The following is a 10,577-nucleotide window of genomic DNA, read 5'->3' on the forward strand; positions in this document are numbered from 1 at the left end:
ATACCAAGAGAAGAAGACATGAAAGCACTCGAAATCAAAGATCTCCCGGTTGACGAACTGAAGAAGAGATTGCAGGAAGAGGAAGAAAACCTCTCACACCTCCGGTTCCAATTGGCAACAAGCCAGCTCGAGAGTCCGATCAAAGTGAGAACCGTCCGGCGCGATATCGCTCGACTGCAAACAGTTCTGAACCGAAAGTTGAAAGCACAACAACCTGAGACAAAGAAGTCATGAGTGAAATAACACAACGGACCACCCGTCGCAAGACGCGTGTCGGTAAAGTGGTCAGCAACAAAATGGACAAGAGTATCACGGTGTCGATCGAACGCAAGATGCCGCACCCGATCTACAAAAAGTACTTCAAACTGACAACGAAGCTGATGGCACACGACGAAAAGAGAGAAGCACGGATTGGCGACACAGTGAAGATTATGGAAACCCGTCCGCTCAGCAAGCATAAGAGGTGGCGCCTCGTTGAAATTGTCGACAAAGCCAAGTAACCAGCTGTTCACGGAGAAAGTGTCATGATACAAGAAGAAACCAATCTCGTTGTGGCCGACAATTCCGGCGCAAAGAAAGCGCGATGCATTCGTGTGCTGGGCGGTCACGACCGCCGGTATGCAGGACTTGGCGATGTGGTGATTGTTGCTGTCAAATCAGCTATTCCCGGTGCAACAGTAAAGAAAGGCGAAGTAGCCAAGGCGGTAATTGTGAGAACCCGGAAAGAAACACGGCGCAAAGACGGATCATTTATCCGCTTTGATGAGAATGCCGCAGTGTTGATCAACGATGCAGGCGAGCCGCGGGGGAGCCGTATCTTCGGACCCGTAGCACGTGAACTGCGCGAGAAGCAGTACATGAAGATTGTTTCCCTCGCACCCGAAGTTTTGTAATTGAGGAAGAATAATGATTCGCAAAAACGACAACGTGACCGTTATTTCCGGCAACGCCAAAGGCAAAACCGGCAAAGTATTGAAAGTATTTCCGGACAGGAACCGCGTGATTATTGAAGGCGTCAACATCATGAAGCGGCACTCGCGTCCGAGCCAGAAAAATCCGCAGGGCGGTATCGTCCAGAAAGAGGCAAGCATCCACGTTTCCAATGTGATGTTGATCGAACCGAAAACGGGCGAGCCGACACGCGTCGGCACCAAGCTGATCAAGGATGAAACGACGGGCAAGAAAACTCGTCTTCGTGTTTCGAAGGCAACCGGCGAAACATTCTAATTGAATATCGAACCAACTGTCTGACAAAGACCAGACACACCAAAATAATGAAAGTACAGTTCCATGGCTGAAGAGAAATCGAAAAAAGGCGGGGCTCCAAAACCTGAAAAGAAAAAAGAAAAAGGTGCCGCTGCAGCGCAAGCTTCGGACAAGGCGCCGCGCTCATCAGGCAAAGAAGAACGCGTTACTCCGCGTTTACTGACAACATACCGCAACGATGTTGTTCCGGCGTTGATGAAGCGTTTCAAGTACAAAAGTGTGATGCAGGTTCCCCGGCTTGAGAAGATTTCGGTGAATATCGGCGTCGGGCAGGCAACCCAGGATGCGAAGTTGGTTGACTCTGCCGCGCGTGACCTCGAATCGATTGTCGGGCAGAAGGTGGTCATCACGAAGGCGAAAAAGGCCATCTCGAATTTCAAGCTGCGTGAAGGAATGCCGATCGGATGCAGAGTAACGCTTCGGCGGGCACGCATGTGGGAATTCTTCGATCGCTTTGTGGCGGTTGTGGTTCCCCGTATGCGTGACTTCCGCGGGCTGAACGACAGATCGTTCGACGGCCGCGGGAACTACACACTTGGTTTGAAAGAACACATCGTATTTCCTGAGATCGATGTTGACAAGATCTCGAAAATCTTCGGCATGGATATCACGTTCGTCACGACGGCGAAAACGGACCAGGAAGCATACGAGTTATTGAAGTCAATGGGCTTCCCGTTTGTGAAGCGACAGGAAGTTCTGGAAACTCAAAAATCCTAACAGGAGAATTGCCGGCATGGCAAAGCTAAGCGCAAAAGCACGAGAACTGAAACGACAGAAGATGGTCGCGAAGTACGCAGCCATCAGGCGGGAATTGAAGGAGAAGGGAGACTTCGCGGGGTTGCAGAAGTTGCCGCGCAATAGCGCACCGACACGGCTCCACAACCGCTGCTCCTTGTCGGGAAGGCCTCGCGGATATCTCAGAAAATTCGGCTTGTCACGGATTGCCTTCCGTGACCTGGCGCTTGACGGAAAGATTCCCGGCGTCGTGAAATCGAGCTGGTAGATTGTCCGGACTCATGATCAGCCGCACGTTCAGAATATAAGACATTGAAGCAGGAGTTGTACACATGACAATGACAGACCCGGTTGCAGATTATCTTACACGATTGCGCAATGCCCTACAGGCAAAGCACAAACGTGTCGATATTCCCGCCTCCAACCTGAAGCGAGAGTTGACGAAGTTGTTGCTCGCCCAGAATATGATTGCAGCCTTTACGGAGGTCAAAACGGGCCCGCAAGGCGTCCTTCGCATTCAGTTGAAATACAACGACGGTAAGCCGGTCATCGGCGGGTTGAAGCGGATCAGTTCTCCGGGACTCCGCAAGTACTCGGACGCGGAAAGCATCCCGAGAGTGTTGGGAGGTTTGGGCATTGCAGTGTTGTCAACTTCCAGAGGGTTAATGACGGATCGCCAGGCCCGTGCCGCCAAAGTCGGCGGTGAAGTACTCTGTGAGATCTGGTAAATATTGACGTAAGGAGAAAGAAACGTGTCACGAGTTGGCAAGAAACCAATACCCATCGCAAGCGGCGTCAAGGTGCAACGGACAGCGCAACAGGTGTCCGTGAAAGGACCCAAGGGCGAGCTCTCTGCGCTGGTACACGAAGACATCGGGTTTGAGATCAAGGACAATCAGGTCTTCATTACGCGATCATCGGAAGCAAAGGAAATCCGCTCGCTGCATGGTTTGTGGCGTGCTTTAATGCAGAACATGATCATCGGCGTTACCGAAGGCTACTCGCGGAAACTTGAACTGGTCGGTGTCGGGTACAAAGCTGAAATGAAGGGAAAGAAGGTTCAACTCGTTCTCGGCTACTCTCATCCTATCCTGTTCGGTCCTCCGGACGCGATCAAGATTGAAACACCCACCCCGACGAGTATCATGATTTCGGGGATTGACAAGCAGTTGGTGGGGCAGGTTGCCGCGAAGATCCGCTCGTTCCGTCCGCCCGAGCCGTACAAGGGCAAGGGAGTGAAGTATGAGGGCGAGCATATTCGTCGCAAGGCAGGCAAGGCTGCTGCAGCGGGCGGTGGCAAATAAACCGAGTCTTTGAGGATACAGAATGATCACGAAACGTAAATCAGAAAATCGCAGCCGCATCAAAGTGCATATCAGAAAGCGTGTCACCGGAACGCCCGAGCGTCCGCGGCTGACAATCTTTCGAAGCGCGAAGCATGTCTATGCTCAGATCATCGACGACACAACAAGTAAGACGCTTGTTTCGGTGTCCGACATCGCTAAAGACGTGAAAGGCGATTTCAGCGGTATCAAAGGTCAGATGAATATCAGCAAGAAGGTTGGAGAGCTTGTCGCAAAGAAGGCCGTCTCCGCAAACATCAAAGAAGTGGTGTTCGACCGGAACGGGTACCTGTACCACGGCGTCGTGAAAGCGATGGCCGATGGCGCACGGGCAGGCGGATTGAAGTTCTGATTCGCCCGGGCGCAGGCTGTCTCTCGCCCGACCGGAAAAAATTCTCGGGTCGTCCAATGGCAGGACAGCGGCCTTTGGAGCCGTTAATCGTGGTTCGAATCCACGCCCGAGAGCAGCAAAGCTCAAGAAGTTTTTCACAAGGTCACTAACGAAGGAACAAAGTTGGCACGAATTAAAGCAAGTGATATGGAGTTGAAGGACAGGCTCGTCCACATCAACCGCGTTGCAAAAGTTGTGAAGGGCGGGCGCCGGTTCAGCTTCAACGCCATCGTCGCAGTTGGCGACGGTAAGGGTCATGTCGGTATCGGCCTCGGCAAGGCGAACGAAGTAGCCGATGCAATTGCCAAAGGTGTGGATGATGCGAAGAAGAATGTCGTCCTCGTTCACATCGTCAAGGGAACAATCCCGCACGAAGTGATCGGGAAGTACGGTGCGGGACGCGTGATGTTGAAGCCCGCATCGCCCGGTACGGGGTTGATTGCAGGTGGTGGCGTTCGCGCTGTTCTCGAATCTGCCGGCGTGAGAGACGTTCTGACGAAGTCGATGGGTTCCTCCAATCCGCACAACGTGGTCAAAGCAACAATGGCTGCGTTGCTCAGTCTTTCAGATGCGAAATCGGTTGCATCACGACGCGGCGTTACATTGCCGGAACTATTCGGCAACCAGACGACTGCACAGTCTGCATAATAAGGTAGAAAGCAATGGCAAAGAAACTGAAAATCACACAAAAGCGAAGCATCATCGACCAAATTGAACCGCAGAAGCGTACCATCAAAGCGCTTGGTCTCGGGCGGCCGGGCTACTCTGTCGAGAAAAACGACTCGCCGCAAATTCGCGGCATGATTCGCAAGGTTGTCCATCTGGTGACGGTCGAAGAAATCAACTGAAGGCCGCTTTCGCTCAAGCAAGGTAAGGATAGAAATGGCAAAGGATATTCTCAGCAATCTTAAACCCGCAGCCGGATCGCGCAAACGGCGCAAGCGTATCGGCAGAGGCCAGGGATCGGGTCATGGCGGAACCTCCACCCGCGGACACAAAGGTGCAGGTTCCCGTTCCGGAACACGCTTCGTTGCCGGATTCGAAGGCGGTCAGATGCCGCTCGTTCGGCGCGTTCCCAAACGGGGTTTCACAAGTCCGTTCAGGGTCGAATACCAGATCGTCAATGTCGAGACGCTTGGAAAGCTTTCGCAGGACGGAAAGTTGCAGTCGGGGGTTATTACTCCTCAGGTGCTTTCCAAGCTCGGTATCGTTAAAAAATCGTCCGCCCCGGTAAAGGTACTTGGTAACGGTGATCTCAATGCAAAGCTCGATGTAACGGCACATGCATTCAGCAAATCCGCCCAGGAAAAAATCGAAAAGGCGGGCGGCAAGGCGCAAACAATCAGCTCAACTCCGAAAGAATAATGGTTAATTTAGCCGAGAGTTTTCGTAACGTTTTCAAGATTCAGGAACTTCGCACGCGGCTGTTTTTCACGGCGATGATTCTTGTTGTTGTTCGCGTCGGGGCTCATGTGACATTGCCCGGCGTGGACGCGATTCTGCTCGCGCAGGCGGTGAAGAATCAGGAACAGAATACGCTGTTCGGGTTGTACGATTTGTTTGTGGGTGGCGCGTTCCAGAACGCAGCGGTGTTCGCATTGGGCATTATGCCTTATATCAGCGCGTCTATTATCCTGCAATTGCTCGGCGCCGTTGTTCCCTACTTCCAGAAACTCTCGAAGGAAGGAGAGGAAGGACGACGAAAGCTTACGCAGTTGACCCGTTATGGCACCGTGCTCGTAGCAGCGCTTCAGGCGTGGGGTGTCAGCGTCCGGTTGTTGAACCTGAATGTTGCCGGTATTCCGATTGTGCCGGAGGCCGTGCAGGGAATTGCGTTCACTCTTTCCACGGTGATCTTCCTGACGGCAGGCACGATTTTCATGATGTGGCTCGGTGAACAGATAACCGAACGCGGTATCGGTAACGGTATTTCGTTGATCATCTTCATCGGTATTATTGCCCGATTCCCGCACTCGATCATCGATCAGTTTGTCGTCAGCCAGAATATCATCATCGGAACCGTTCTGGTTGCGTTTATGGTTGCCGTGGTTGCCGGTGTTGTGCTCGTGACACAGGGAACGCGAAGAATTCCGGTTCAGTATGCAAAGCGGGTTGTCGGCCGGAAGGTGTATGGCGGCGTTACGCAATACATCCCGATGCGCGTCAACACGGCGGGCGTTATGCCGATTATCTTTGCCCAGTCGATTATGTTTATTCCGCAGACGGCCGTGACGTTCTTCCCCACGAGTGAATGGATGCAGGAGGCGGCAAGTTACTTCCAGTACACTTCGGTTACGTATTCCGTTGTGTACGCACTCATGATTATTTTCTTCACGTATTTCTACACGGCAATCGCGTTCAATCCGAAAGACGTGGCGGAGAACATGCAGAAGCAAGGCGGGTTTATCCCGGGCATTCGTCCCGGCAAACACACGTCGGATTATATTGACAACATTCTGACAAAAATTACGCTGCCGGGCTCAGTGTTTCTTGCCATTGTGGCGATCCTCCCGGCGTTTGTGTCGCGCTTCAATGTGACACCGAGTTTTGCGCAGTTCTTCGGCGGCACCAGCCTGCTGATTATGGTAGGCGTTGCCCTCGACACGTTACAACAGCTTGAGTCACATCTCCTGATGCGGCATTACGATGGGTTTATGAAATCCGGCAAGCTGAAAGGGCGGATGCGGTAACCGGCGCAAAACATGATGGGTAAAGTTCCGATAAAGTCGCCGCGCGAAATCGAGTTGATTCGGGAAAGCAGTCAAATTGTGGCGGAAGTGTTGGCATTGGTGGGAACGAGAATCAAGCCCGGAGTCGACGCGAAAGAACTTGATGAAGTCGCCGAACGGTTCATCCGGTCGAGAGGCGGTACACCGGCGTTCAAAGGATACGGCAGCGACAAAAAGAACTTGTTCCCTTCAAGCCTTTGCATCTCGATAGATGAAGAGGTTGTACACGGGATTCCGAATGGCAGGAAGTTGGAGGAAGGGCAGATTGTTTCGATTGACGTGGGCGTTCGCAAGAACGGCTACTACGGCGACAGCGCACGAACATTTGCCGTCGGGCGGGTTTCGGAGGAAAAGCAGAGACTGATGCGGGTGACGGAGGAATCTCTCTACAAGGGGATCGAGAAGGCGGTAGCAGGAAATCACATTCACGATGTATCGTTCGCAGTCCAGAAGTATGTCGAAGCTAACGGGTATTCGGTGGTGAGAGACCTAGTGGGACACGGCGTAGGGAAGAGTTTGCATGAGGAGCCGGCGATTCCAAACTACGGTGACCCGGGAACGGGTGTGAAGTTGAAGGAAGGGATGGTACTTGCCATCGAACCGATGGTTAATGCCGGAACATACAAAGTGGAACACGATCCCGATGGCTGGACGGTGAGAACGGTTGACAGAAAACCGTCGGCACACTTTGAACACACGGTTGTTGTACGAAAAGGAGAAGCTGAAATTCTGACACGCTAAGTCCGGAACTTCTGAAGCATGGCAAAACAAGGTCCCATTAAAGTTGACGGTGTTATCACGGACACATTGCCCAACGCAATGTTCAAAGTCAGTCTGGAAAACGGGCACGAAGTTTTGGCCCACATCTCCGGAAAGATGCGCATGAATTTCATCAAAATTCTTGTCGGCGACAAAGTAACCGTCGAACTGTCGCCGTATGATCTGACAAAAGGAAGAATCACGTACAGATATAAATGACGGTATCGACCGTCGCAGACAACCGGCGACGGCGCACAAGGAGAAGTAAAGTATGAAAGTACGATCATCAGTCAAGAAAATTTGCATCAATTGCAAAATCATCCGTCGCAACGGCGTTGTGCGCGTGATTTGCAAGAACCCGAAACACAAGCAGCGTCAGGGTTAATTCGTTTTCTAATTGAAGGAGGAGTCAGTTGGCTCGTATAGCTGGCGTCGATTTACCAAAAAAGAAGCGTTCGATTATCGGCCTTCAGTACATTTACGGTGTCGGAAGCACAACCGCGGCGGATATTCTTACCAAGGCCGGTATCAGCTTCGACAAGAAAGTCGCCGATCTGAGTGACGATGAAGTCGCGAAGATTCGCGGCATCATCACCGCAGACTATAAAGTGGAAGGTGCGCTGCGCGGTGAAGTCCAATCCAACATCAAACGGCTGATGGATATCGGCTGCTACCGCGGGTTGCGTCACCGCAAGGGATTGCCAGTACGCGGTCAACGGACACGCACCAACTCGCGTACGCGCAAAGGCAAGCGTAAGACAGTTGCAGGCAAGAAGAAGGCCGCTGCGAAGACGTAATCTGTTCAGCGTATCGTTGCGAGGCCTGAGCGCCTGGTAGAATGTTAAACGAACAAAAAGGAGTACGACGTGGCAAAAACCACTTCAGGCGACGTAGTTAAAAAGAAAAAGAAAATATCGGTAGATATCAGCGGCAAGGTTTTCGTGAAAGCCACATTCAACAATGTCATTGTGACGATTACCGATATCTACGGCAACACCATCAGTTGGTCGTCGGCCGGCAAGAACGGCTTCAAGGGCTCGCGGAAGAACACGCCGTTTGCGGCTCAGGTCTCGGCAGAGGCTGCGGCGAAGACAGCATTTGGCCTTGGACTTCGGAAAGTTGAGGTGTTTGTGAAAGGTCCGGGTTCCGGTCGTGAAGCGGCAATTCGCGCCCTGCAAGTTGCAGGACTCGAAATCTCCGCCATCCGCGACATCACGCCGATTCCGCACAACGGATGCCGGCCTCCGAAACGACGCAGAGTGTAAGTGTACACCCCCCCGCGAGGGGGGCTTGATCATCAAAGGAAGGATTCATGGCAAGATACATCGATTCAAACTGCAGGCTCTGCAGAAGAGAAAAGCAGAAGCTGTTCCTCAAAGGAACAAAGTGCTTCACCGAGAAATGTCCGGTTGAACGGCGGAACTATGCGCCAGGTCAGCACGGGCAATCGCGGCGTACAAAGGTTTCGGAGTACGGAACGCAGTTGCGCGAGAAGCAGAAGGTCCGCCGCATGTACGGCTTGCAGGAAACCCAATTCCGCAATTATTTTGCGAAAGCGCTGAAGCAGACCGGGCGTACCGGCGAGACATTGGTGAAGATGCTTGAACGCCGTCTTGATAATACTCTGTATCGTCTCGGTCTCGCTCCGTCCCGGAAAACCTCCCGGCAGCTGATCACGCACGGCCACATTCTTGTGAACAACAAGCCGGTCGATATCCCGTCGTACTTGCTCAGGTCGGGTGATACAATTTCGGTGCGGGAAAAAAGCAGAAAACTCGATGTGTTCCATGCATCGATGAAACGAATGAAGGATACAGCCATGCTTCCGTGGCTGAGTCTCGACAAAGCAACTATGACCGGCATATTCCTCAACATTCCGGAGCGGGCGGATATTCCGCTGAATGCCGACGAGCAGTTGATTGTTGAGTTATATTCGAAGTAATCACAAACAAGGTGTGTAGCCAATGACAGCAGGAACAATCCAGATGCCGGAGCGCATTCAGCTCGAGGAATCGAGCCGCACCGGCACATTCGGACGATTTATTGTACAGCCACTAGAGAAGGGATTCGGAACCACCATCGGCAATTCGATGCGTCGTATCCTCCTTTCATCTCTGCCCGGATATGCCATCACCTCCATCCACGTTGACGGCGTGCAACATGAGTTCTCAACCATTCCCGGTGTTGTCGAAGATCTGCCGGATATGATTTTGAATCTCAAGCAAGTTCGTCTGAAACTTGTCAACAGGAAAAGCAACCGGGTTATCGTTCCGTTAAAGGGGCCCCGCGAGTTTACAGGGCGGGATATTCAGGATGCTTCGGGCGATATCGAGGTGTTGAACCCCGATCTCCACATCGCCACGCTGAATGCGGAAGCCGGCTTCGAGCTTGATATTCGCATCGGACGCGGTATCGGATTTGTTGTCGCCGAGGAGAACAAATCCGCCGACCAGGCGGCGGGCGTTATTCCGCTTGATTCCATTTTCACGCCGATCAAGAACGTCCGCTATCTTGTTGAGCCGACTCGTGTGGGCCAGCAGACGGATTACGAAAAGTTGATTCTTGAAGTAGAGACGGACGGCTCGATCACCCCCGAAGATGCAATGGCGTACTCGGGAAAAATCCTGCGCGATCACATTCAGCTTTTCATCAACTTCGATACGGAGCAGGAAGCGGAAAAAGTGGAAAGCGAAATGGACGCGGAATTCTCCCGCGTGCGTAAAGTGCTGCTCACGCCGGTTGATGAGTTGGAGCTTTCCGTTCGATCGCATAACTGCCTGCGGGCAGCGAACATCAAGACTATTGCCGACCTTGTTCGCCGCGATGAAGCGGAATTGTTGAAGTTCCGCAACTTCGGACGCAAGTCGCTAGCAGAGCTCTCCGAGATCATCGAGCGCGAGCAGTTGAAATTCGGAATGGATGTGACAAAATACATCGGCGACATTCAAACAAACTAAGTCGCTGTTTCACAGGTAGAATTTTTTGGATAGCTATTATGCGACATCGCAAGTCAGGACGTAAACTCAAGCGCACAGCCAGTCACCGCCGAGCTACGTTGGCATCCCTGTCAACGTCTCTTCTCCGCCACAAACGGATCACGACAACCGTGGCGAAGGCAAAGGAAACCCGCATGGTGGTTGAGAAGTTGATCACACGGGCGAAGAATGCAGCCTCAAAACAGGATGCTCCGGCGGTCGGAGTTCATGCCCGTCGTGAAGTCGGGCGGCTTATAAAAGATCGATCCGTGATCAAGGAATTATTCACAACAATAGCCGAAAAAGTGGCGACACGTGCCGGAGGATATACGCGCATTGTGCGACTCGGGCTGCGCAGAGGCGACGCCGCCGAGATGGC

General features: G+C 52.5%; 21 protein-coding genes and 1 tRNA gene. All 22 read left to right on the forward strand.

Translation table 11 applies throughout. The annotated features are described in order from the left end of the window. Window positions 1-18: 18 nt before the first annotated feature. Window positions 19-234: a 50S ribosomal protein L29 gene (rpmC, locus tag KF749_05575; GenBank protein MBX2990622.1), complete on the forward strand. Its 216-nt coding sequence runs from the start codon at window positions 19-21 to the stop codon at window positions 232-234. Further along, entirely contained in the window at window positions 231-500 is a 270-nt protein-coding gene (rpsQ, locus tag KF749_05580) for a 30S ribosomal protein S17 (GenBank protein ID MBX2990623.1), read from the forward strand. Before rpmC ends, rpsQ begins: the two co-directional genes overlap by 4 nt. 24 nt (window positions 501-524) lie before the next feature. Next, complete coding sequence (gene rplN / locus KF749_05585) at window positions 525-893, forward strand: 50S ribosomal protein L14 (protein MBX2990624.1); 369 nt, start codon at window positions 525-527, stop codon at window positions 891-893. Window positions 894-903: 10 nt separating this feature from the next. Next, entirely contained in the window at window positions 904-1,227 is a 324-nt protein-coding gene (rplX, locus tag KF749_05590; protein MBX2990625.1) for a 50S ribosomal protein L24, read from the forward strand. A 63-nt stretch (window positions 1,228-1,290) separates the two neighbouring features. Further along, complete coding sequence (rplE, locus tag KF749_05595) at window positions 1,291-1,983, forward strand: 50S ribosomal protein L5 (protein ID MBX2990626.1); 693 nt, start codon at window positions 1,291-1,293, stop codon at window positions 1,981-1,983. Window positions 1,984-1,999: 16 nt separating this feature from the next. Next, a complete protein-coding gene (rpsN, locus tag KF749_05600) occupies window positions 2,000-2,269 on the forward strand; it encodes a 30S ribosomal protein S14 (protein MBX2990627.1) in 270 nt (89 codons plus the stop codon). 64 nt (window positions 2,270-2,333) lie between these two features. Beyond that, entirely contained in the window at window positions 2,334-2,729 is a 396-nt protein-coding gene (rpsH, locus tag KF749_05605; protein MBX2990628.1) for a 30S ribosomal protein S8, read from the forward strand. A gap of 24 nt (window positions 2,730-2,753) precedes the next feature. Next, window positions 2,754-3,305, forward strand: coding sequence for a 50S ribosomal protein L6 (rplF, locus tag KF749_05610; GenBank protein MBX2990629.1), 552 nt, complete (start codon window positions 2,754-2,756; stop codon window positions 3,303-3,305). A 22-nt stretch (window positions 3,306-3,327) separates the two neighbouring features. After that, the gene (gene rplR / locus KF749_05615) at window positions 3,328-3,696 is read left to right on the forward strand and encodes a 50S ribosomal protein L18 (GenBank protein MBX2990630.1); all 369 of its coding nucleotides are present in this window, start codon (window positions 3,328-3,330) and stop codon (window positions 3,694-3,696) included. A 42-nt stretch (window positions 3,697-3,738) separates the two neighbouring features. Next, window positions 3,739-3,809 (forward strand) — tRNA-Gln (locus KF749_05620). A 73-nt stretch (window positions 3,810-3,882) separates the two neighbouring features. Continuing rightward, window positions 3,883-4,383, forward strand: coding sequence for a 30S ribosomal protein S5 (gene rpsE / locus KF749_05625; protein MBX2990631.1), 501 nt, complete (start codon window positions 3,883-3,885; stop codon window positions 4,381-4,383). A 14-nt stretch (window positions 4,384-4,397) separates the two neighbouring features. Next, complete coding sequence (rpmD, locus tag KF749_05630; protein MBX2990632.1) at window positions 4,398-4,583, forward strand: 50S ribosomal protein L30; 186 nt, start codon at window positions 4,398-4,400, stop codon at window positions 4,581-4,583. A gap of 34 nt (window positions 4,584-4,617) precedes the next feature. Further along, window positions 4,618-5,100 (forward strand): 50S ribosomal protein L15, encoded by a 483-nt coding sequence (gene rplO, locus KF749_05635; GenBank protein ID MBX2990633.1) that lies wholly within the window; start codon window positions 4,618-4,620, stop codon window positions 5,098-5,100. Further along, on the forward strand, window positions 5,100-6,425 hold the full coding sequence (gene secY, locus KF749_05640) for a preprotein translocase subunit SecY (protein ID MBX2990634.1): 1,326 nt from the start codon (window positions 5,100-5,102) through the stop codon (window positions 6,423-6,425). Before rplO ends, secY begins: the two co-directional genes overlap by 1 nt. 15 nt (window positions 6,426-6,440) lie before the next feature. Then, window positions 6,441-7,205, forward strand: coding sequence for a type I methionyl aminopeptidase (gene map, locus KF749_05645; protein ID MBX2990635.1), 765 nt, complete (start codon window positions 6,441-6,443; stop codon window positions 7,203-7,205). An 18-nt stretch (window positions 7,206-7,223) separates the two neighbouring features. Further along, window positions 7,224-7,442: a translation initiation factor IF-1 gene (infA, locus tag KF749_05650; GenBank protein MBX2990636.1), complete on the forward strand. Its 219-nt coding sequence runs from the start codon at window positions 7,224-7,226 to the stop codon at window positions 7,440-7,442. 52 nt (window positions 7,443-7,494) lie between these two features. Continuing rightward, a complete protein-coding gene (gene rpmJ / locus KF749_05655) occupies window positions 7,495-7,608 on the forward strand; it encodes a 50S ribosomal protein L36 (GenBank protein MBX2990637.1) in 114 nt (37 codons plus the stop codon). A gap of 28 nt (window positions 7,609-7,636) precedes the next feature. Beyond that, entirely contained in the window at window positions 7,637-8,020 is a 384-nt protein-coding gene (gene rpsM / locus KF749_05660) for a 30S ribosomal protein S13 (GenBank protein MBX2990638.1), read from the forward strand. Window positions 8,021-8,089: 69 nt separating this feature from the next. Beyond that, entirely contained in the window at window positions 8,090-8,488 is a 399-nt protein-coding gene (gene rpsK, locus KF749_05665) for a 30S ribosomal protein S11 (GenBank protein ID MBX2990639.1), read from the forward strand. A 47-nt stretch (window positions 8,489-8,535) separates the two neighbouring features. After that, window positions 8,536-9,165, forward strand: coding sequence for a 30S ribosomal protein S4 (gene rpsD, locus KF749_05670; protein ID MBX2990640.1), 630 nt, complete (start codon window positions 8,536-8,538; stop codon window positions 9,163-9,165). 22 nt (window positions 9,166-9,187) lie between these two features. After that, window positions 9,188-10,180: a DNA-directed RNA polymerase subunit alpha gene (locus tag KF749_05675; protein ID MBX2990641.1), complete on the forward strand. Its 993-nt coding sequence runs from the start codon at window positions 9,188-9,190 to the stop codon at window positions 10,178-10,180. Window positions 10,181-10,218: 38 nt separating this feature from the next. Continuing rightward, window positions 10,219-10,577 (forward strand): 50S ribosomal protein L17 (rplQ, locus tag KF749_05680; protein ID MBX2990642.1); only part of this gene is annotated, 359 nt, incomplete at its 3' end.

This window comes from Bacteroidota bacterium (genome assembly GCA_019637975.1).
Classification (GTDB): Bacteria; Bacteroidota; Ignavibacteria; order UBA10030; family UBA6906; genus CAADGV01.